The following is a 21,504-nucleotide window of genomic DNA, read 5'->3' as shown; positions in this document are numbered from 1 at the left end:
CATGGCAGAACAAAGATCGAACATTATGCGACTGCCTCCAAGTGGTTACCGTTTACACCGTTTTCCGCCGTTGGCTCAGCCAGTTGCGGTTGATGAAGAGTTCGGCTTGGACAACCAAGGTTGGCAAGAGTCGCAAGTGGACATTCAGCAGCAACTTGAAGCAGGTTTCCAACAGGGGCTGCAACAAGGTCATGAAGAAGGTTTACGCCAAGGTATTGAGCAAGGTAAGCAACAAGGCTTGCTCGATGGTCAGAAAGAAGGCTTCCAGAAAGGATTTGTTTCTGGTGAACAAGCTGGTAAGCAAGGCTTTTTAGAAGCGGCGAAGCCAGTTAATGATTTGTTCCAAGCCTTGTCTCGCTGGCAAAGTGAAAAAGAGCAGCAGCAACGCCACATGATTTGTGAGTTGGTACAGAAGGTAGCTCAGCAAGTGATTCGTGCCGAGCTTACTCTGATGCCACAGCAAATTCTGGCGCTGGTGGATGAAACACTGTCTGCGATGCCGGGCAAAGCGGAAACCGTGACGGTTCATCTCAACCCACAAGATCTAGAACGCATTACGCACATTAACGCGGATCTGCCTAAGTCTTGGAAGCTGGTTGCCAACAACGAACTGCCAATAGGTGGTTGTCAGTTAGTGACGGATGATGCGGAAGCAGACGCCAGTTGTGACTCACGCTTAGAGGCGTGCATGGACAACGTAAAACAGCACTTGTTAGACGAAGTCAGCATTCCACAGGTTGAGTCTGAAAATGAGTAGTACATTAAGCCACGAACTATTAAGTGAGCGTTTGAGCGATGCATTAGCATCGCTTGATTCTATTCCTGTTGCGCGAGTAACCGGACGCTTGATTAAAGTGAACGGCTTGATGTTACAAGCGGTTGGATGTCGTTTTAAGCTTGAGCAACGTTGCTTAGTGGAAACCGCCGAAGGCGATATGATCGAAGCACAAGTGGTCGGCTTTGATCATACCGTTGCGTACTTAATGCCAATCCGCCGTTTAGGCGGTTTGTTTGCCGGTGCGAAGGTGATCCCATTAGACGGCGACAGTACCGTGCAACTCAGCTCTCAGTGGATGGGGCGCGTGGTGAACGGCTTAGGCGAGCCATTGGATGACGGCATGCCGCTTAAAGGAGGCGATCGTGTTTCACTTGAACCTAAACCGATCAACCCCCTTAAGCGTCGTCCTGTCGATACCCCGCTTAATGTTGGCGTTCGTGCGATCAACGGTTTGCTGACGGTCGGTAAAGGTCAGCGTATTGGTCTAATGGCGGGCAGTGGTGTTGGTAAAAGTGTGTTGATGGGGATGATCACCAAAAACACGGAAGCGGACGTCATTGTGGTGGGTTTGATTGGTGAGCGTGGTCGAGAAGTTCGTGAGTTTATTGAACGCAACTTAACGCCAGAAGCGAGAGAAAAAGCCATCATCATTGCAGCTCCTGCGGATGAATCACCATTGATGCGACTTAGAGCGACACTGCTTTGTCACCGCGTCGCGGAGTATTTCCGAGATCAAGGCAAAGATGTACTTTTGTTGATGGATTCCCTAACGCGTTACGCGATGGCTCAACGTGAAATCGCGTTATCTTTGGGGGAACCACCAGCGTCGCGCGGCTATCCGCCTTCGGTATTCAGTGTGTTACCGCAGCTATTAGAGCGAGCGGGTAACAGTGAAAATCCTCATGGCAGCTTAACGGCGATTTACACTGTACTGGCGGAAGGCGACGATCAGCAAGACCCAGTCGTGGACTCTGCTCGTGCCATTTTGGATGGACACGTTGTGTTGTCGCGCCAGCTGGCGGAACAAGGGCATTATCCGGCGATTGATATCAACGCTTCTATCAGCCGTTGTATGAGCACTTGTACGCAACCTGCTCATTCCACCATCGCAAACAACTTCCGCCAAATGTACTCCAATTACCTTCAGGTGAAAGAGTTACTGCCGCTTGGTGGCTATCAACCGGGTCAGGACCCTGAGTTGGATCAGTCTGTGTCGATGTATCCGCATTTGCGTTCGTACTTACAGCAATCAGCGAACGAGGCGGTGGATTACACCACAAGTTTGACTGAGCTGGCTCAAATGTTCCAAGGCGCACAGTAGAGAGCAAATGCAGCGATGAAAGCCAAACTTAAAGCGGTCGGCAAACTGCAACAAATGGAAGAAAAGCAGCGTGATAGGGTCGGGCAACAGCTCGACGCTATGCGTCAGCGTCACAATCATCTTTCAACGCAGTTGCAACAACTTTCAGCTCTCAAAGGACACGCTGGTCAATCGGCGTTGTCCTCTCCGTCTTTGAATAGCGCGGCGTTGATGAACTTCAACCGCGTTGATCAGATGCTGCAAAGAATGCTTCGTCACCACGAGCAAGAACAAGCGGTGATGCAAGCCGAATGTGCATCAGTACAAAAAACGTTAGAACACAAACACGCTCGCGTTCAAGGATTGGAAAAGGTATTAGAGAGATGGCGTACCAAGCAAAATTATGAGAAAGCCAAAAAAGAGCAAAAGCTGATTGAAGACATCATCAACTCTCGCGTGAAACGCAAAACGTTGTAAGCGTTTTGCGTTTATTTTTATCTAGTAAAGAGAAACGTTACGTCGTTTTTCTGCGTCGCAGCCACCCTAACAATCCTCCAAAGAACAACATCCCTGCACCTATTGCACCGCCGCTGCCGTTGTCGCTAAATCCTGAAACATTAGTGTCTTCTGGATCAAAGCCAGAATCACCTTCGCTATGGTAATCCTCTAAGGCTGCTAAGCTCGCGTTATAAACGGTTTTGACCCCAGAACTGGTTCTTGCCTCTATCCACGAGGTGTAATTCAGAATCTCTGTGAAGACGCTCGGAATGGCTGCCGACTCACAAATGGATGAGCCGTAGCTCACAATCCCGATTTGCTGATACATACCGTTGCTGTCTTGATAGGTGAGTGGGCCGCCAGAGTCCCCACTACATATTCCGGTATAGCTACGGTCTGGAAAGCCATTTGCACAAATGTTTTCTTGATCGTTATACCCTACAACGAGAGAGGCACATTGGGCATCAGAAAGCGGTTGAACCTCCGCCCATCGTAGATAGTTCGGGCCACTGGTGTCGGTCGTGGACGTTTGTCCCAATCCAAAGATTTGATAAACCGATTCGCCGCTGTAATCGCCAAAATCTTGAGGCAGAGTGATGGACTGAACGTTATCGGTAATTGGCCGGGTTAACTCCAATACCGCCAAGTCGTTAATCCATAGGTCATTAGGATCATAGTTGGGGTGAATTGTAATAGTGCGAACGTCTTTGAACTCTTCGACATAAACATCGTTCATGGTTGGATTTTTTACCAGAACACGGAGGTCATTCGCTGTCCAACCGTCAGTAAAAACCGAGGATTCTACGCAGTGGGCTGCCGTTAATATGAAACGATCATTAACGATAGAACCACCACAAATATTCGCGAATTGTCGGTCGCCCGTTTTGTGTAAAATTAGCCGAGCAAAGAAGGGGAGCTGATTTTGAGACGCTTGCTGGCCTCCAATAATCGCGGTTGAAATGCCTTGCTCGTCAAGCTCCGACCCGCCACTGGCATTACCCACTGCTGGTACAACGAGACAAGCCCCAATCACTACTCTATGAAACAATCGCATAGCCTCATCCTTGAGTTTTTTCGCACTCTATTTACTTTAGCCGAGAGTTCACCAAGCTCAAGTCAACGTATTGAGTAACAGGCTCAGTTACGCAAATTCTTGTTTTAACCACGAGCGCAATAGGTGAAAGCTTTCTTGCTTGAGCTTATGCGGTGGGCACACAAAATAAAGTTGCTGATTAGGATTGATCACAGGCTCACCAAGTTCGATCAGTTGACCGTACTTGATGTCGTCTTTCACAAACAAACGGTGAGTCACCAACACACCCAAACGACGCGTGGTTGCCTGTACCGCTTGAATCGACATATTAAAAGTGATCGGCTTTTTGTTTTTTGGACGAGCGACTCCTATCGCGTCTGACCAGACTTGCCAATCGTGTTTTCTGCGCTCATTCGTGACCTCAATGAGCGGATACGTCTTTAAGATGTCAGAAAGGTTAACTGGATTGCTGTGGTCGATGAGATCAGGGCTGCACACTAATACCAGTTCGTCTTCACTGAGCTTTTCGCAATAGTAGTCTTGCCACTCTTCAGGTTTGCCATGCACCAACGCAGCATCAACGCCTTCTTGTTCCAAATTGAACCGTCCAGAAAGGTTAGATAGGCGCACATCAAGTTGGGGCGCATAGGCTTGAAGGCATGGCATACGTGGGATCCACCAATGCAGTGCCAAAGAATTCACCATGTTTAGCGTAATGCGTTGAGAGTTTTGATCGTGCATCAGTGCTTCGGTTGCATCGACGATTTGTTCTAACGCTGGCGCGACTTTGCGGTAGTATTTTTTGCCTTCCGTATTGAGGTACACATGGCGTCCAATTCGGTCAAAAAGCGGTTTGTTTACTTGGCTTTCGAGAGATTTAATCGCTTGGCTGATCGCCGAGTGGCTAACGCTCAGAAGCTGGGCGGCTTCCGTCATACTGCCTGATTCCGCCACCGCCACAAACGCGTAGATGGATTTTAATGGTACTAATTTGCGCATGGAACGAACCTGTTTTCAATGTGTAAGTTTTACTTACAATAGTGGTTAATATTACTCGCTATTTCTATAAAGTCACTTTTCATAAAATGCTCCGAGAATTAAGGAGTATCTAATGAATCACGTTCACAAACCCATCGTATTTATGTTGATGTCTACATTAAGCTTATCTGTTACGGGCTTGCTAGCAAAGCAGCTGTCTGAGGCGCTTTCGGTAACCATGTTCAGCTTTCTGCGATTTTTCCTACCTGCGCTTATCTTGCTCTTAGTTCTGATCCCGAAAGGCATCAAACTGCCGAAATCGACCGAGCTGAAGCCCACTTTGCTTCGCGCACTTTGTATTGGTCTGTCTCAATTGTGTTTTATTGCATCTCTTCAAACGTTAACGCTGGTCGAAAGTGTGGTCCTTTTTGCTACAGGCCCGTTGTTTATGCCTGTGATTGAGAAGCTTGTCTGGCATGGAAAAATTCGTACGTCCACCGTTTTTGGTATTGTGATGGCGTTTAGTGGTGTGGTGTTGTTGGCTGGAACGGAAGGCGAATTTACTTTGCGATACGACTTACTGCTTGGTTTGGCTGGCGGTCTGTTTAACTCCGGCTCACAATTGACGCTGTATAAAGTCAGCAAAAGTAATATGTCACCGCTAGAGATCAACTTCTGGGCGTTTAGCTTTGCCGCGTTATTTATTCTGCCTTTGGTGCTTATCAACGATGGCTCTGGACTGTTGGGGGCTCATTCATTCTCACTATCCGTTGAGCCTAGTGTGCTGTGGCTATTAGTCATGTCGATGTTGATCATCAATACTCAAGTGTTTCGTGCAAAAGCCTATCAACTGGCCAGTAGCGGCTCTCAACTCGCACCACTGATTTTTACCAACTTGTTGTTTACGGCCGTTTGGCAATCACTTTTTTTCGCTGATGTAATGAGCCGCACTCAAATCGCGGGCATGGGCTTAATTGTGCTCGCGACGGTATTGAATGGGTGCTGGGATGTATTGGTCAAGCATCACCAAAGCAAGGCGTTACAAACGAGAACATCTTAGTGCCTCGTAAAAGTTAGTTGAGATAAGCATTTAAAACGCAAGCAAATTTGATTTTTCCTGAGAATAAACTAGCGTCAATGAAGGTTCAGGGAGAGAAAACATGCTTACATTAAACTATTACGTAGAAATAACCGCGACTCCGCAGCGCGTATGGAGAGTGCTGACGGATGCTGAGCTTTACAAGCGTTGGGCGCAGGCATTTTCACCTCAATCTCAATTCGAAGGGGAATGGGAAGAGGGCAGCGACATCACCTTTTTTGATCCGGATATGGGCGGTACTCGCGCAGTGATTGATTCTGTACAGCCACTGCATCGGCTAGAGTTTCATCATGTTGCCATCTTTAACCCCGACAATAGGCAACAGTTGGACGCTGATATCGCCGCCAAGTGGATTGGATCTCGTGAGATCTATCAGATCGACACAGAAGACGAACGCTTGTTGCTCAACATCACCATTCACACTCACAGTGACTTTGTATCGATGTTCAACAATGGGTGGGAAAAAGCGTTGCCATTGATTAAAAGTATTTGTGAGGAAACGGACTCGCAATAGCACTAAATATCGAGACGCACTTTTTCCATTTCTAGGCTGAGTAAGAGAGCGTTCACCGCCGCATTTTCGGTGTTCGCTACATCTTGACCGCACGAGGGTATACAATACCCGCAAATTTGAGCACTCAAGAGACTGGATGATGGAATTTAAGGTTGATACCCACACGCATACTTACGCGAGTGGTCATGCGTATAGTACGTTGATTGAAAACGCAAAGTCGGCAAAAGAGAACGGGTTAACCATGTTTTGCACGACGGACCATGCGGAGTCGATGCCGGGTGCGCCTCACTACTGGTTTTTCTCCAACCAAAAAATTCTGCCTCGTTTTCTTGAAGGTGTTGCCATCGTTCGCGGAGTGGAATCCAACATACTTAACATTGAAGGCGAAATTGATATTCCGCCAAGCGTCGATCGCAATTTGGATTGGGTTATTGCCAGTTTCCACGAGCCCGTTTTTCCACCTGCCAATAAAGAAGCACACACTGAAGCGCTGATAAACGTCATCAAAAGCGGTCGCGTTGATGCGTTAGGGCATTTGGGTAACCCGAACTTCGATTTCGATTTTGAACAAGTGCTGAAGTGCGCTAGAGAGCACAATGTAGCGATAGAAATCAATAACACCACGCTCAAAGGCAACAGCCGCGTTGGCAGTGTGGATCGTTGTCATGAAATTGCGCAAATCGGCAAAGCGTTAGATGTGTATTTTACTACGGGAAGCGATGCACACTTTTGTCATGATGTGGGCAATCTGGATCTTGTCAGTGAGCTGATGGACAACCTTGATATTGATAGCAACAAAGTGATTACTCACTCTGCTAAACAGTTTTTGTCATTTCTTGAACTGCGTGGCCGCTTGCCAATCGCAGAGTATGACGAGATTCGCAACGCATAAACTTGATTACATTTTAGGTATGCACCCTAGGTAAGATTGCTTTACACTGCCCCTCTTAAATACCCGAATATTCCTACAATGCGCATTAGCGTGGCGAGTTATTTGGGTAAACGAAGCCGACACAGAATTCGGCACTAAAATGGAGAAGTGAAAATGTTACGTCCTTTAGTTCTAGGGTGTGCGATTGCGTTGGGCTCAACATACGCGATGGCAGAAGCGGTTGATTTGAAGCAAAACATGAAGCAGATGAAGATGGAATTCAAACAGGCCGCAGAAGCGTCTGATGTGGAAACCATGAAATCAGCGATTGATAGCTTGCAAGCCATTGTAGAACAGTCAAAACGTGGTAATTACCCACCAGAAAAGTTTGATACTTACCTAGAAGGTTTCAACAAGCTGTCGGTAACGCTAGACAAAATCGAAGCGGATCTGGATGCAGGTAATTTGACAGAAGCAAAAGCGCAACTGCGTGAGATCGATAGCCTTCGTGAAGAGTACCACGACAAGCGTAATCCAAGCATTTGGAGCAAGCTGTTTGGTTAAGCAGCGCTTACGTGCATGAATGATTGAAAGAAAGCCCGCAAATTTGCGGGCTTTTTTGTCTCTGTCAACATAATGATTGTGAGGTAGTAATCACTTATTGATCCTCTTTTTGAGCTGAAACTCAGAATTGGCTACTCTGTGTGAAATTTGTTAAGTCACCGTTATGCGTAGATTAATTCCTTTTTATCGCTCCATGTTATTCGCTAGCGCCTTAAGTTGGGTGCTCGTGACACTGATGCCTGTTATCAATGCTCATGGTAACAGCATGGGCGTGTGGGCGACGCTTTGTACGCTAAACGGTTTCGAGCTGGTTCAGATAGAAGAGGGCGACAGCTCGGTGACGCACAAGGGCAAGCCGTGTCCATTTAGTCACTTTTCCACTTTCCACCAAGATTCACTTCCAACTACACCGATACTTTCACGACTGAGCTCGGTAATTTCTGAACGCTACACTTTTTTGGCTCTAAGTGTACGATTTGAAACGCCAGTTCCGCGCGCGCCGCCTGTGGTTTCTTTTTCATAATCCATAAAAACAATAAGTAAAGTCACACATACACTGCTCATTCAAGCAGTCGCACTCCCAAACCTGTCCAAATTTCACCGCATAGAAAAGCATGTGGGGGAAGCATTTGGTCTGCGTTTTTGGCGTGCAAAAATGAAAAGGAAATTAACATGTTGAGAAACTCAACAAAGCCTCAACTCAAGGAAGCGTCGCGCGCAAAATCCATCTACTTTATGACGTGGCGATGGCATTTCTACGCAGGATTATTCGTTATCCCATTTATGCTCATGCTGTCCGTCACCGGACTGGTGATGCTGTTTGATGATGAGATTGAACTGGCTCGCTATGAGGCTACGCTAAAAGTGGTGCCGCAAGAGCACAAGGTACCAGTGTCCATCCAGTTAGAGTCGGTTAAGCAAGCCTATCCTGATTTCAGCGTTACCCAGTTTGTGCCTGCCAAAACAGCGCATCTTGCCAACCGGTTTTCAATTAAAGCGGAAGATGGACGTTCGCTCGTTGCTGCAGTCAATCCATACACGGGCGAGGTTCAAGGCACCATTGATCGCTCAGACAGCGTTTATGAGCTGATGAATAACATTCATGGCACCTTGCTAATTGGTGAGCTTGGCGATCGTTTAATCGAAATATCAGCCAGCTTAGGTATTTTACTTTTGGTGTCGGGCTTGTATCTCTGGCTTCCTCGTCACAACGCCAGTCGAGCGGGCTTTTTGAAAATCCGTACTGCCCAAGGTTCTCGTATTTTATTGCGCGATGTGCACGCTAATTTAGGTGGCGTGTTGTCCCTCGTTTTACTGTTTTTTCTGATTTCTGGTTTGTCTTGGGCTGGAATTTGGGGGGCAAAGATGGTTCAAGCTTGGAACACGTTTCCGACCTATTACACTTGGGGTGAAAAGCCAGAGTCGACATTGACGAATAAGGATCTTAACCACGGTTCGTCAGAAGAAATGCCTTGGAACTTAGAGCTTGCTGCCGTACCTGAATCGAAAGATAAACCCGCCCATGATCACGCGAACATGGAAAGGGGGGCGTCTTACACGGGGAGCCTTCGCGCGTTATCGATTGACGACATTATTCTTAAAGCAGAAATGATGGGCTTTACCAGCTACAAAGTATTCTTGCCTCGTTCAGATGACGGTGTTTACACCGTTGCCGCCAACTCAATGGGAGGGGACATCTCTGACCCAAGACAAGATCGAACCAGCCATTTTGACCAATACTCAGGTCGTTTGCTGGTGGATGTGACTTGGCAGGATTACAGCTGGTTTGCCAAGTTAATGGCTGCGGGTGTCTCACTTCACCAAGGAGACGTAAGCATCATCAACAAGGCGTTGAATGTGCTGTTCTGTCTGGCATTTATTCTGATTGCTATTTCCGGAGTGGTGATGTGGTGGTTACGTCGACCAAGTCGCAGCGCATCGCTTGGCGCGCCGCCACAATTTCAACATGACGGAGTGTGGAAATTGGGGTTAGCCACATTGGTTGCCATTTGTGCCGCGTTCCCGATGGGCGGTTTAGCCATTGTGAGCGTTTTGCTGTTGGACTGGGTGGTGTTCAACCGTGTCGAGAAGCTAAAAGCAGCACTGAACTAAGGTGTCGTATTGGTATAAAACAAGAGCCAGCGAATTGCTGGCTCTTTTTACTTCTGATAAAGCTCCAATGGTAAGCCATCGGGATCTTGGAAGAACGTAAATGCTTTTCCCGTAAACTCATCAATGCGAATGGGTTCAACAGCGATGTGTTTGGACTCGAGGTACGTTTTTACTTCTTCAACGTTGTCGACTTGAAACGCCAAATGTCGCAAGCCTTGCGCCTCCGGAAAGCTTGGTCGCTCCGGTGCGCCGGGAAAGCTGAACAGCTCGATTTGACTTCCGTCCGGCAACGCAAGGTCGAGTTTGTAGGAATCTCTCGTTTCACGATAGTTTTCTGCGATGATTTTTAGCCCTAGCACTTCGGTGTAAAAATGCTTTGATGTTGGGTAATCACTGCAAATGATAGCGACGTGATGAATCGCATTAAACATGGTTGGGTTCCTTAGACACGAGATGTTCGTTTACAAAGTCGAGAAATACACGCAGACGCGCAGGCATGTATTTGGTTTGTGCGTACTGCATGGCGACCGCACCGTGGTAGTTACTTTTGATCATCCAATCGGACAACACTTCGACCACTTCTCCGCGCTCTAATGCCTCTTTCACCACGAAATCGTGGAAGATGCCAATCCCTAAACCTGCTTTGACGCCATTTAGGCGCATTTGCGAATGGTTGACCGCATACCGACCACTGACCGCAATGGAATGAAACGCCTCTTCTTTAAAAAACGACCAAATGTTGTCTTTGTCGTTTTCTGCTAGGTAAATACAGTCGTGCTGTTCAAGTTGCGTCGGATGTTCTGGCATGCCTCTTTGTGCGAGGTAGTCTGGTGAGGCACACAAAACCAGATTGGTTTTGCTTATCTCTTTGAGCACCAAGTTTTCATCCGGTTTATCGGTGAGTTTAAAGGCAACATCAATGCCCTGATGAAACAGGTCGATTTCCCCGTCGGCAGCGCGCAGCTTGAGCTGAATTTTTGGATAACGTTGCAAAAAAGGCAGCACGAACGGTTGCAAGACCGAGTTTAAAAACGCCTCTGGTGCCGCTACCGTGAGCGCGCCAGTTGGTTCGGCATGTTCTTCCGCAGAGAGCTCAACGGCTTGCTGCGCGGCATTAACCATCGCAATGCTTTGGTCATACACTTTTTGCCCTGCTTGAGTAATGATCAGCTTGCGCGTGGTGCGTTCAAACAACTTCACGTTGAGGGCTTGCTCCAAACGGGTGATCAGTTTGCTTAACGCAGATGGGGTAACGCCAAGCTGTTTGGCTGCGGCAGTAAAACTGCCTTCGTTGACCACCAAAATAAAGGAGGCCAAATCGGGCAGTAGAGCAATGAGTTTTGGATTAACCATAAAGATTCCGTTCTACGCGGCGTATTAAAAGTATTGTCTGGCAGGGCTTTACGAGGTGCAAGTGTGCCAGTCTCGCTTTAACGATATTTTGCCAAAAAGGCGTGAAGAATCGGCAACCCAGACTCGTTAGCATGATAACGCTGCCAACATTGATAAATAGCGGTTTCATGTTCTGCGACTAAATCAAATGCAGTTTGAAAATTGACAGCGTTTGAATTCTTCTCTATCGCGAGTGTTTGCCATTCTCGGTATGTCACTTCGTACGGCTCAACCCAATTGAGTAGCGTGGAAACCAGCTCTGACCAAGGTAAATCGATCCACTTTTCTGCATCGGAAAGACCTTTTTCCATCATTTCTTGATGACGGTTTTCTATCTCCAGTCCATGTGCTTGCAAAACAGGTTTGAGTTTTTCAGCGGTCAGTTTTTCCACGTCGACTAAAGTTTGCCAAAGCGCGCGTTGCTCTGCCTGTTTGTAGTTGTTGAGATAGTGACTGAAAAAGGCAATACCGTAGATTTCTCCATAGTATGCAGCAAGTAAATTGTTGAGCATTTTAATGTGCGTTTGGGGAACGGATGGGCGCTATTTTATAACGGAATGAAAGAGATAAGAAGTTGTGAGAATTTTATGAGAATTCGATGAAGTTACCGAGATATTTGCTCGTCATGCTTAAAGACAAGAATGACAAACGTTCGAAAGCAATGCTGCTCAAGCCAACAAAAGACGATGTTCAAGGGCTTGGGTTTCACTCTCATAAAAGGATGGATTCACAATGAAAAAACGTACCCAACTTAGTCTTGTCATGACGTCTGTTGCTCTGGCGGTTGGCGCGGCATCAGCTCAAGCGGCGGAACTAGAAATTACGGTTACCAACGCAACCAAAGGCATTTACTTTACACCGCTTATCGTCGCGGCGCATGGCTCAGATCTGCACATGTTTAAAGTCGGAGAATCCGCCACAGCAGAGCTTGAAGCGATGGCTGAAGGTGGGGATATTTCTGGATTATCGACCGTGATTGGCAACGCAGGCGGCGCAGTCGTAGAAAACCCTGCGGGCGGTATTCTCAATCCGGGCGCTGCGACTACGTTTACTTTGGATAGTGGCGATCACGGTTACCTCTCACTTAGCGCGATGTTATTGCCAACCAATGATGGTTTTGTCGGCTTAGATAGTTGGAAAATTCCAACCGAAGCGGGCACTTATAAAGCAACCTTGAACAGTTACGACGCGGGCACTGAAGCGAACGATGAGTTAGCGTCCAGTATTCCTAATCCTCCTTTTATTACCTTCGGTAGCGGTGGTACTGGTGTAGAAACGGCGGTGAGCAACGACAAGGTTCACATTCATCCGGGTAATTTGGGTGACAGCGATCCGGCTGGTGGCAAGAGTGATCTCGATAGCAGTCATCATCGTTGGTTAAACCCAGTCGCAACCATCACAATTGTTGTGAAGTAAGGAGGAGGTATGAAATACAAAATCTTACTGGTAGCGGCCTCTGTCGGAGTGCTTGCTGGTTGTCCGAATGATGACGATAATGATGTCGCGAAGTCATACCGATATACGGTGTCTGTCGAGAACTTAACGGCGAATCAGCCGATGTCTCCATTGGCAGTGCTGACTCACAATAGCAATTTTCAGCTATTCGAAATTGGTCAAAGTGCGTCGGTTGAGTTAGAACACTTAGCCGAGGGTGGCAGCAATGCCGAGCTGATTGCTCTGATGAACAGTGACGACAACGTCTACCAAGGTGTCTCTGGTAACGGTTTGCTGCTGCCGGGCTCATCGGACGAAGTCACCATCACAGTCAATCCTCATCGTTATGGTTATTTGTCGCTGGCTTCGATGCTCGTGAACACTAATGATGCCTTTGTTGGCGAAACGGGATTATCGCTCAAGTCACTCGCAGTGGGTGAGAGTTACGAGATGAACATGAACGTGTGGGATTCTGGCACAGAGCTTAATGACGAATTGGCGGCTACGATTCCCGGCCCTGCGGGTGGCGGAGAAGGGTTTAACTCAACCCGAAATGATATGAATGATGCGGTCGCGTTTCACGCTGGGGTCATCAGCCATGATGATGGACTGGCGGATTCAACCTTGTCGGCAAACCATCGTTTTCTAAATCCTGGAGCGAAGGTCACGATCACGCGCGTTGAATAACTCACCTGCTCTGGTGGCGGATCCTTTCCTAAAAGTGTTTGTTCATGCTTTTATCCCTCATTCCACCACCAGAGCACTTTTTGACCTTGTGGGAATCTGACCTTGTTGAAAGCTGACCTTGTTGAAAGAAATACGGCTCCGTTCCGGTCATTTGCAGAATGAGGCGTCTCCCAGACAAGGAAAGGATTATGGAACGGCACACAACCAACGTGGTGGCGAACATATTGTTGATTGAAGATGATGATGACTTGGCCGAACTGGTTCAAATGCATCTCAAGTTTCAGGGGCATCAAGTCAGTCGAGAATCCAGCGTTGCAGCGGGCAGAAATGCTTATCAGCAGCAGTCGTTTGATTTGGTGATCCTCGACAGAGGTTTACCCGATGGTGATGGTTTAGATATCTGCCATCACTTGCGCCAGCAGCAAGATTGGACGCCGGTTTTGGTGTTGACCGCAAGAGACGGTGAGATGGATAAAGTGGATGGGTTGGAAGCTGACGTCGATGATTACATTACAAAGCCGTTTAGTGTTTTAGAGTTTCAAGCTCGGGTGAGAAATGTACTTCGGCGCGTTAATCAAGTCGCTGAAAAGCCGACTCCAGAAAAAGCAGAAGATGGGGCACTTAACTTTGGTGACTTGAAGATCATTCCCCAATTGCATCAGGTTTCGCTCAACGATAAAGACGTCGCGCTGACGGCAACCGAATTTACCTTGCTACAGTTTCTCGCCACGCGTCCCGGTCGAGTCTACAGTAAGGACGAGCTGTTGGATCATGTCTGGAACACCAATCATGCTGGGTACCATCACACGGTTTGTAGCACCATTAATCGCTTGCGCAGCAAGCTGTCGTTGTCGGACTCAGAGCATCATTTTATTCAAACGGTTTGGGGTGTTGGGTACAAATTTCAGCCGCGCCAATAATGGGCGGTGTGAGGAGGCGATAGGATGAGCTTCAAATCTCGTTTGGTGGTATTCACCACGGTTTGGTTTTGTTTGGCGATGGCGGCCATTGCGCTGACTTACAATTGGCAAAAAGAGACCATTGAGCTTCGTACCAAGCAAAGCTTGCATCAAGATCTAGCCAGTCACATGCGGGATGACAATCCGCTCATGATTGGTACGGACTACAATCCCAAAGCGCTCAAGTCGATTTTCCACACCCTCATGTTGATAGGGCCTGATTTCGAAATCTATTTTCTTGATAGCCAAGGCAACATTACTACGCACGCTGCGCCAGAAGGGACGGAATTGATGGGAGCGGTGAATCTGGCTCCTATTCGTCAGTTTCTCAGTGGAGAACCTTTCCCGATTCTAGGCGATGACCCGCGTAATCGTGATGAACATAAAGTCTTTTCTGTCGCAGCGATAGAGGAGCTTGGCTCAACCATTGGTTATTTGTATGTGGTGATCGGGAGTTCTCGTCATACGGCCATTGCCAATGCTCAAGTGGATTCGCCGTACTTGGCGCTTGCGGGTTTAGTGCTTATTTCGATTTTAGGTTTCGCTTTTGGCTCATATTTCTTGGTTAAGCGCAGCTTGTTAAACCCGATTGAACGTGTGACCGATCAACTGCAAAAACAAGCCGAACACGACTTTCGCCTACAACCCGATTTTGCACATCAAGTGCCGGAGCTAGTGCCGATTGCTCGTTCGTATCAATTGATGGCAAAACACATCCAGCAGCAATTTTTACAACTTGAATATCAATCCTCTCATCGCCGCCAAAGTCTTTTGCAATTGAGCCACGATTTAAAAACGCCGCTTTCGAGTGTGCTTGGGTATTTGGAAACTTGGCGTTTGCAGCATCCTGACCCCGATCCGCTCATTGAAGTGGCGTTTCGCAACAGTGAAAAACTCTCCCAGCAATTGCACGCTCTGTTGGATGTGGCGAAACAAGAAGCTCCGCTACCGAGCTATGAGTATCTTCCGATTGATATTAGCCAACTAATGGCAGAATGCGCCGAAACCATGCAAAGTCAGTTTCAACGTAAAGGCGTGACGTTGAACATTACCGTAGATGAGCCAATCCAAGTGATAGGTGATAAGGGGTTATTAGAACGATTGATATTGAATTTATTGGAAAATGCACTTCGGCATAGTCCGTCGGATGCGACCGTGAGTTGCGATGTAAAACGGGGCGATAATACATCTCAAGTTCGTTTTACTTTTTCCAACCAAATAGAGCTGGATGCGCAAGCTGGCGCGCTAGGCATTGGTACTAAAATTGTCCAGTCCATTTTAATGCTGCATCACAGTCATCTTGAAACCGATGTGACATCGCATCGGTTTACACAACGATTCACACTTCCTGCCGCATGAGGAAGTGTGAATCAGACAGATCATGATTTAATCGATCACGCCACACACAATGCGTGCACCGCCGCCACCTAATTTGGCTGGTTGATCCGAGTGATTGTCCCCACCAGCATGAATCATCAAGGCTCTGCCTTTTAAATCAGACATTTTGAGGCGCGGAGCTAAAACCGGTTGGTTGGCGTTTCCTTCCATGTCGGCGTACAACGCTGGCAGATCGCCAAGATGGTTGCCATCGGTCCATGGAAAACCATGTTGGCCAGTATTGTCTGGGTCGTAATGGCCGCCCGCACCGCCACCTACTACGGTTTTACCGTCCTTTTCTGCACTGTCACAGGATGGGTTAGCGTGGACGTGAAAGCCATGTAGTCCGGCTGGAATTCCTGAAAGATTTGGCGTGAATACAATTCCGTAGTCACTCTCTGATAATTCCACCGTACCGACGGCTTGGTTAGTACCCAAATCGGTCATGGTGATTGATTGGGCCAACGCGTTTGGTGTCATCACGAAAGCAGCCGCCGCTGAGATGCACAGCAATCCTTTTAACATGCGATTTCCTTCTTTATAAAGTATTCATTTGAGCGTATATCCAAGTGGTTTGTTCTCGCAGCTAAGAGTTAGACCGTACATTTGTTTGAACTACTTTAGATCTCGCTATATATGGTCTAAAAATTAACTGTTCATTTAAACATCAAGCCATTTTATGAAACTTAACATATTGAGATTACTTGGTTATAAAAAGAATAGTCGCAGTTGAACAAATATGACGCTGAATTTTCTAATTAATACAAAGTTAAATTTTTAATGAATTTATAACAAAGCTCACCGTTTGTTTATAGATAAAACTATTATTAAGCGTTTATCATAAAAATAGTCAATTTAATGAATATTTTAATATGTATTCAGTTGTTTATTGGTTGGAAGCGAAACTGTTGCTTATGTCATCAAATAAGCTAAAAAAGTGGAACTAAAGTCACTTAATAGCAGAGTAAAAAATTAAAGTCTGGTTTGAATAGGTAATAATGTTTTAGTAACAGATAGTTACGCGTTTAAAAATTAATAATATGGCTAATTTCCGACAAGGATCGAAAAAATGAGCGACAAGGATTCTATTCAGACTAATCGCAGCCGACGTAATTTTCTTAAAGGCGCAACGGGTGCCGTTGTAGCTGGTGTTGGTGCTTCTGCTTTTTCAGGTGTAGCACAAGCTCGAGAACAGAAAATTGATTGGAGCAGCCGCGGGCTAGGTAGAAAGCACGATAAGCGCTTTTGGCGTAAAGTGCAAAAGCAGTTCGTTTTGGATAAACGAACGACTTACATGAACATTGGTACAACAGGCTCAATGCCGAAACATGTTCTTGAAGGCTATGAAGACAACAACAAATTAGTGGCGAAGTTCCCATGGGACATGAAAGGTAAGTTTGGTAAGTTCCCTTACGTTTCAGACATGATCGCAGAGATTGCACCAGGTTTTGGCGCAAATGCTGACGAAATCATCTTAAGCCGCAACACGACTGACGGTCTATGTTCGATCATTAATGGTCTGCATTTCGAGCCGGGAGACGTGATTCTTACTACACACCACGAACACATTGCAGCGACATCTCCGCTGAATGTTGTAAAACACCGCTTTGGTGTAGAAGTCGTGGAAATTCAGTTACCAGTGTTTACAGGTACTGAAGACGTTTCTGAAGAAGACTACATTCAAGCATTCCGTGACGCTATTGAAGCGCACCACAATGTTCGCCTGATTGTGTTCTCTCACATCACATACAAGACCGGTACTGCTCTGCCAGCAAAGGCAATTTGTTCTCTTGCAAAAGAGCACCAAATTCCAACGTTAGTGGATGGTGCTCACACGGTGGGTATGTTCGATCTTGACCTACATGATCTGGATTGCGATTTCTACTCTGGTTCTGGCCATAAATGGCAGTGTGGCCCGGGCGCAACAGGCATTTTATACGTGCGCGACAACGGTAATCGTTTGAACGAATACTGGAGCGACCGTGAAAATCCATTGTGGTTGATAAACTCGTCGCTTTCTCATGCGGATTACTTAGGTAAGCAAATCCAAATGCAGTACATTGGTAACGATAACTACCCAGCTAAACAAGCTCTGGCTGATAGCTGTAAAATGTGGGATGAGATTGGTCGTGACCGAATCCAAGACCGCATTCTAACGTTGAGTGACCAATGTAAAACCTCACTCCAAGACGTGCTGCCACATGCGAAAATGTTCTCGCCAAATGTGGAAGGGCTGACGAGTGGATTAACGACGTTCAACCCATTTTATGATGTGACGAACGAAGAAATCCTGACTGAGTTCCGTGACCGTCTGCGTGAAGAATATGGCTACATCATCCGTACAACGAACTTCAAGCTGTACAAAGATGATGGACACGACACGTACGCGCTTCGTATCTCTACACACTTGTTCCATGATGAGCGAGATGTAGAAGGATTGGTCGAAGCGATTGCTGATCTGTACTACTCGTTCTAATGTCGTTGTTTATCACTCAAGCGCCCATTTATGGGCGCTTTGTTGAAGGGAAGGATATACACAATGTCAGCCAAAACACTTAAACGAACCATCACTGCAGTGGCGATTTTGGCCGCGTCCGTGATGTCTTCTTCGGCTTGGTCTAATGACCTTAAAGAAATCCGTGAACGTGGTGTGCTTCGTCATATCGGTGTGCCTTATGCCAACTTTGTTTCTTACATCGAGCAAGGTGAAATGCACACGCTGACAGGATTAGATGTCGATATCGTAAAAGGATTTGCGAGCTCGTTGGGTGTGCGATATGAGTACGTACCGGCTCAGTGGAGTGACATGGTCGGTAAGCTGACAGGTCAAGATGTTCAATACCGACACAACCGCGCAGTCGTGGGTGGCAGTGTGCCAATTGAGGGTGATCTGATCGCCAATGGCGTGACGATTTTGGATTGGCGGGAAGAGGTATTGGACTTTTCTCAGGACTACTTCCCATCGGCGGTATGGCTTGTTTCTCGTACCGATTCAAGTTTAAGTCCAATTAAGCCCAGTGGCTCGATCGACGAAGACGTCAAGACAGTGAAAGAGTTGATCGATGGACGAGAAGTGTTGGCGCTAGAGCATTCGTGCCTAGACCCAAACCTTTACGACTTGTACGACACGGGTGCCAAAGTGATTTTGCCCGATGGCAAACGACTCTTAAACGAAATGGTACCTGCCATCATGAAAAATGATGCTGAAAGTACCTTATTGGATGTCGCAGACACATTAATTGCTTTAGAAAAATGGCCGGGAGAAATAAAAGTCATTGGCCCTGTTTCTGAAAATCAAAAAATGGCTGTTGCGTTCCGTAAAAATTCACCGGAATTACGCGAAGCGTTTGATCGTTATTTAGATTCTATTAAAAAAGATGGGACGTATGAAAAGCTCGTTAAAAAATACTACCCGTCAATTTACTACTTTTATAACGATTACTTCTTAGAAGATAGTAAGAAAATTCGATGAAAAAGGCTGCTAAAAAAATATCCAGTAAAAAGATAATAACGATAAGCGCAATAATCGTTTCTATTTATTTAGCGATACTTATCGTTGTTACAAGTCTTGGACAGAATAAATTAAAAGACTCTCAATATAGAGAGCTGGATTTAAAAGTAAAAAGCTATGCAAGCACACTAGACAACTTATTTACTATTGCAAGTGAAGACGTAGATAATTTATCGAGTGACAAAACCGTTCAAACATTTTTTGCAAACTTAGCATCTGGTATGTCGATGGAATATGGCCTAGGTGCAAGTTTAATCAACTTAAAGCGTAGATTTGATGAGAAGATTGACGGCAAGTTGATCAACAGTAGCAACATCTACAACAAGTTAACGCTGGTGGGCAGTGACGGAACAACCATCGTCACGACTGGCCCAAAAGATCTCAAGCCAATGGATATTCATGATTTGATGACCCAACACGGGCATCCGGAAGAAGTTTGTGCCACTCGTGATGGTGACAACATTCGGGTTCAAGTGATTAAGCAAGTCAAATTTTCAGGGAAACCAGTGGCTTTTTTAATTGCGGACATCAATAAAGATATTGTTATTGAGCAATTAACCAATCAAGAGCACGAAGACAGCTACAGTCGCATGGTGCTGAAAATAAAAGATGTTGAAATGGTGGTGTGGGATTCCATCATTAAAAACTCAACCACTAATGCAGATGAGAATCATTTTCTTTCTAAAGTTTTGGATGGAAAAATATATTTCGAAGTGCCAGTGGAACAACATCACTTTAAATTGATGGCATGGTTTGAACCGCTCAACGAGCGAGATATTTTTACTTCTCGACTCTTTATTGTTGGGCTAAGTATTCTCGCCGTGATGATTGTTATTGCGCTGTGTTATGCATTTGTCGCAAACAATAATAAATTGGAATTAAAGATTAAGCTTGAGGAAGAGAAAAAGCGTAAAGATATTCTTTCTCAACAAAACCACAAACTCACCAAAGAAATAGAGCGCCGAAAAGCATCGGAGAAAGAGCTCGCATTCCAAGCCAAATACGACACCTTAACAGAATTGCCAAATCGCAGTTATGGCTCAGAACGATTGGCGCTGGAGCTTATTCGTGCATCTCGTACGGGGTCAAAAGTATTGGTGATGTTTATTGATTTGGACCACTTCAAACAGATCAACGATTCTATGGGGCATTTTGTCGGGGATGAAATTCTCAAACTTAGTGCTCAGCGTCTTCAAAACGTCGCGAGAAAAACCGATTTGCTCGCCAGAATCGGTGGGGATGAGTTCCTGTTGGTGATTCCAGATTTACCAGATAACGATACCGCGAAGCGCGTTGCTTCGAGCGTGTTATCGGCCTTTAGTGAACCGTTTGTTTGGAATAATCACGAGTTTTTCCTGACAGGCAGTGTCGGCATGTCGGTTTTCCCAGACGACGGTGATAACGCCGAGCAGCTGTTGGCATGTGCCGATATGGCGATGTACCGCGTGAAGCAAGATGGCCGTGATGCGTTCTGCTTTTACAACCACAACATGAACCAAGATCTACAGCGTTACTTGGATCTAGAAAGTCGATTGCGTAATGCGATCTCGAACCAACTGCTCGAAATGTACTATCAGCCAATCATCGAACTGAAAAGCGGCAAAATTGTTGGCGCAGAAGCATTGATGCGTTGGAATGATGAGAAGTTCGGCTTTGTTAATCCAGAAGAGTTCATCTCGATTGCAGAGAAAAACGGATTGATTCATCAACTTGGCGAGTTCGCCATTCAGCAAGCGTGTCATCAAGCCTCGCAATGGCAATCCATTTCGCCGTTGTTTGTATCGGTGAACTTCTCTAGCGTTCAATTCCGCTATTGTGATCGCTTATTGGCGTTCATTAGGCAAAGCTTAGAAGAATCGGGTTTGCCTGCTGAGCAATTTGATGTCGAGGTAACCGAGAGCTTGTTGTTTAACCATGATGATGAGTTGGTAGACATGCTGGATAACCTACGTGCGCTCGGTACCAAGCTGACGATTGACGACTTCGGTACGGGCTATTCTGCACTGAGTTACTTGCAGAAGTTCCCGTTTGACCGTCTGAAAATCGACCGCAGTTTTATGCAAAACGTGTTTGAGAACGACTCTGATCGTGAACTGGTCAACGTGATCATTGCTATGGCCAAAGCCTTGCGTCTTAAAATTGTCGCAGAAGGTATCGAAGAGCAGCGCCATGTGGATTATCTCAACGAGCTAAACTGTGAGTTCGGCCAAGGTTTCCACTATAGCCGCCCTGTGCCAGCGAAGGAGTTTGAGCAACTTCTAAACCAACCTACTTGGTCATAACTCCTTTCAATACAACCTCATAGAAAAGCATTGATGTTATTTGTTCCTCAAATTCATTAATGCTTTTCCACCTTGAGGGATAATCGTTTTCCTTTCCTTGTTTTACACTACAATT

22 protein-coding genes are annotated in these 21,504 nt (G+C 46.2%); 16 read left to right on the top strand and 6 right to left on the bottom strand.

Features of this window, described 5'->3' with window-relative positions; translation table 11 throughout:
* The first annotated feature begins 1 nt into the window (after window position 1).
* From fliH to fliJ, 3 genes are read left to right on the top strand one after another with little or no spacing between them, the layout of a single operon-like run.
* Window positions 2-757 carry a flagellar assembly protein FliH gene (fliH, locus tag ACF8OV_RS03085; RefSeq protein ID WP_005478070.1) on the top strand — a complete coding sequence of 252 codons (756 nt, stop codon included), beginning with the start codon at window positions 2-4 and terminating at the stop codon, window positions 755-757.
* Window positions 750-2,099: a flagellar protein export ATPase FliI gene (gene fliI, locus ACF8OV_RS03080; RefSeq protein WP_005478244.1), complete on the top strand. Its 1,350-nt coding sequence runs from the start codon at window positions 750-752 to the stop codon at window positions 2,097-2,099. The genes fliH and fliI overlap by 8 nt, the downstream gene beginning before the upstream one ends.
* Window positions 2,100-2,114: 15 nt before the next feature.
* Window positions 2,115-2,555, top strand: coding sequence for a flagellar export protein FliJ (gene fliJ, locus ACF8OV_RS03075; RefSeq protein ID WP_005462826.1), 441 nt, complete (start codon window positions 2,115-2,117; stop codon window positions 2,553-2,555).
* A 37-nt stretch (window positions 2,556-2,592) separates the two neighbouring features.
* Here fliJ and ACF8OV_RS03070 read toward each other — a convergent pair whose 3' ends face one another.
* Together ACF8OV_RS03070 and ACF8OV_RS03065 are read right to left on the bottom strand one after the other, a co-directional pair.
* Window positions 2,593-3,630, bottom strand: a complete 1,038-nt coding sequence (locus ACF8OV_RS03070; RefSeq protein ID WP_140122297.1) for a trypsin-like serine protease — start codon at window positions 3,628-3,630, stop codon at window positions 2,593-2,595.
* An 87-nt stretch (window positions 3,631-3,717) separates the two neighbouring features.
* Window positions 3,718-4,608, bottom strand: a complete 891-nt coding sequence (locus ACF8OV_RS03065; RefSeq protein WP_317676235.1) for a LysR substrate-binding domain-containing protein — start codon at window positions 4,606-4,608, stop codon at window positions 3,718-3,720.
* 112 nt (window positions 4,609-4,720) lie between these two features.
* On the opposite strand from ACF8OV_RS03065, the gene ACF8OV_RS03060 reads away from it, so the two are divergent.
* The 6 genes from ACF8OV_RS03060 to ACF8OV_RS03035 all read left to right on the top strand — a co-directional run bounded on the left by ACF8OV_RS03060 (window position 4,721) and on the right by ACF8OV_RS03035 (window position 9,747).
* Window positions 4,721-5,647, top strand: a complete 927-nt coding sequence (locus ACF8OV_RS03060) for a DMT family transporter (RefSeq protein ID WP_317676236.1) — start codon at window positions 4,721-4,723, stop codon at window positions 5,645-5,647.
* A gap of 100 nt (window positions 5,648-5,747) precedes the next feature.
* Window positions 5,748-6,200, top strand: coding sequence for an SRPBCC domain-containing protein (locus ACF8OV_RS03055; RefSeq protein ID WP_005462830.1), 453 nt, complete (start codon window positions 5,748-5,750; stop codon window positions 6,198-6,200).
* 139 nt (window positions 6,201-6,339) lie between these two features.
* Complete coding sequence (locus ACF8OV_RS03050; protein ID WP_031822829.1) at window positions 6,340-7,092, top strand: phosphatase; 753 nt, start codon at window positions 6,340-6,342, stop codon at window positions 7,090-7,092.
* Window positions 7,093-7,245: 153 nt separating this feature from the next.
* Window positions 7,246-7,635: a cytochrome b562 gene (locus ACF8OV_RS03045; RefSeq protein ID WP_023584529.1), complete on the top strand. Its 390-nt coding sequence runs from the start codon at window positions 7,246-7,248 to the stop codon at window positions 7,633-7,635.
* Window positions 7,636-7,798: 163 nt separating this feature from the next.
* Window positions 7,799-8,158, top strand: coding sequence for a hypothetical protein (locus tag ACF8OV_RS03040; protein ID WP_071936908.1), 360 nt, complete (start codon window positions 7,799-7,801; stop codon window positions 8,156-8,158).
* A gap of 149 nt (window positions 8,159-8,307) precedes the next feature.
* Complete coding sequence (locus ACF8OV_RS03035) at window positions 8,308-9,747, top strand: PepSY domain-containing protein (RefSeq protein WP_229611109.1); 1,440 nt, start codon at window positions 8,308-8,310, stop codon at window positions 9,745-9,747.
* A gap of 47 nt (window positions 9,748-9,794) precedes the next feature.
* On the opposite strand, the gene ACF8OV_RS03030 is transcribed toward ACF8OV_RS03035, so the two are convergent.
* The 3 genes from ACF8OV_RS03030 to ACF8OV_RS03020 all read right to left on the bottom strand — a co-directional run bounded on the left by ACF8OV_RS03030 (window position 9,795) and on the right by ACF8OV_RS03020 (window position 11,651).
* Window positions 9,795-10,178, bottom strand: coding sequence for a VOC family protein (locus ACF8OV_RS03030; RefSeq protein ID WP_021452955.1), 384 nt, complete (start codon window positions 10,176-10,178; stop codon window positions 9,795-9,797).
* The gene (locus tag ACF8OV_RS03025) at window positions 10,171-11,100 is read right to left on the bottom strand and encodes a LysR family transcriptional regulator (protein WP_025631041.1); all 930 of its coding nucleotides are present in this window, start codon (window positions 11,098-11,100) and stop codon (window positions 10,171-10,173) included. The genes ACF8OV_RS03030 and ACF8OV_RS03025 overlap by 8 nt, the downstream gene beginning before the upstream one ends.
* A 77-nt stretch (window positions 11,101-11,177) precedes the next feature.
* Window positions 11,178-11,651, bottom strand: a complete 474-nt coding sequence (locus tag ACF8OV_RS03020) for a hypothetical protein (RefSeq protein ID WP_023584533.1) — start codon at window positions 11,649-11,651, stop codon at window positions 11,178-11,180.
* Between the two features lie 220 nt (window positions 11,652-11,871).
* Between ACF8OV_RS03020 and ACF8OV_RS03015 the strand changes: the two genes are divergently transcribed.
* The 4 genes from ACF8OV_RS03015 (at window position 11,872) to ACF8OV_RS03000 (ending at window position 15,578) form a co-directional block, all read left to right on the top strand.
* The gene (locus tag ACF8OV_RS03015) at window positions 11,872-12,555 is read left to right on the top strand and encodes a spondin domain-containing protein (RefSeq protein ID WP_005462849.1); all 684 of its coding nucleotides are present in this window, start codon (window positions 11,872-11,874) and stop codon (window positions 12,553-12,555) included.
* Window positions 12,556-12,564: 9 nt separating this feature from the next.
* On the top strand, window positions 12,565-13,260 hold the full coding sequence (locus tag ACF8OV_RS03010; protein WP_025537055.1) for a spondin domain-containing protein: 696 nt from the start codon (window positions 12,565-12,567) through the stop codon (window positions 13,258-13,260).
* Between the two features lie 188 nt (window positions 13,261-13,448).
* Complete coding sequence (locus ACF8OV_RS03005; protein ID WP_180944614.1) at window positions 13,449-14,180, top strand: response regulator transcription factor; 732 nt, start codon at window positions 13,449-13,451, stop codon at window positions 14,178-14,180.
* A 24-nt stretch (window positions 14,181-14,204) separates the two neighbouring features.
* A complete protein-coding gene (locus tag ACF8OV_RS03000; protein ID WP_140116992.1) occupies window positions 14,205-15,578 on the top strand; it encodes a sensor histidine kinase KdpD in 1,374 nt (457 codons plus the stop codon).
* Window positions 15,579-15,605: 27 nt separating this feature from the next.
* Here ACF8OV_RS03000 and sodC read toward each other — a convergent pair whose 3' ends face one another.
* Entirely contained in the window at window positions 15,606-16,121 is a 516-nt protein-coding gene (gene sodC, locus ACF8OV_RS02995; protein WP_005462859.1) for a superoxide dismutase family protein, read from the bottom strand.
* A gap of 544 nt (window positions 16,122-16,665) precedes the next feature.
* Here sodC and ACF8OV_RS02990 point away from each other — a divergent pair.
* From ACF8OV_RS02990 to ACF8OV_RS02980, 3 genes are all read left to right on the top strand, one after another.
* Complete coding sequence (locus ACF8OV_RS02990; protein ID WP_005462860.1) at window positions 16,666-18,072, top strand: aminotransferase class V-fold PLP-dependent enzyme; 1,407 nt, start codon at window positions 16,666-16,668, stop codon at window positions 18,070-18,072.
* A 63-nt stretch (window positions 18,073-18,135) separates the two neighbouring features.
* Window positions 18,136-19,068, top strand: coding sequence for a transporter substrate-binding domain-containing protein (locus ACF8OV_RS02985; RefSeq protein WP_203503485.1), 933 nt, complete (start codon window positions 18,136-18,138; stop codon window positions 19,066-19,068).
* The gene (locus tag ACF8OV_RS02980) at window positions 19,065-21,389 is read left to right on the top strand and encodes a bifunctional diguanylate cyclase/phosphodiesterase (protein ID WP_203503483.1); all 2,325 of its coding nucleotides are present in this window, start codon (window positions 19,065-19,067) and stop codon (window positions 21,387-21,389) included. The genes ACF8OV_RS02985 and ACF8OV_RS02980 overlap by 4 nt, the downstream gene beginning before the upstream one ends.
* Window positions 21,390-21,504 lie beyond the last annotated feature (115 nt).

Origin of the sequence: Vibrio sp. GLN_1 (assembly GCF_043106015.1) — a bacterium.
Taxonomy (GTDB): domain Bacteria; phylum Pseudomonadota; class Gammaproteobacteria; order Enterobacterales; family Vibrionaceae; genus Vibrio; species Vibrio parahaemolyticus.
The sequence above is the reverse complement of the archived record's forward strand: the minus strand, read 5'-3'. Positions and strand labels throughout refer to the sequence as shown.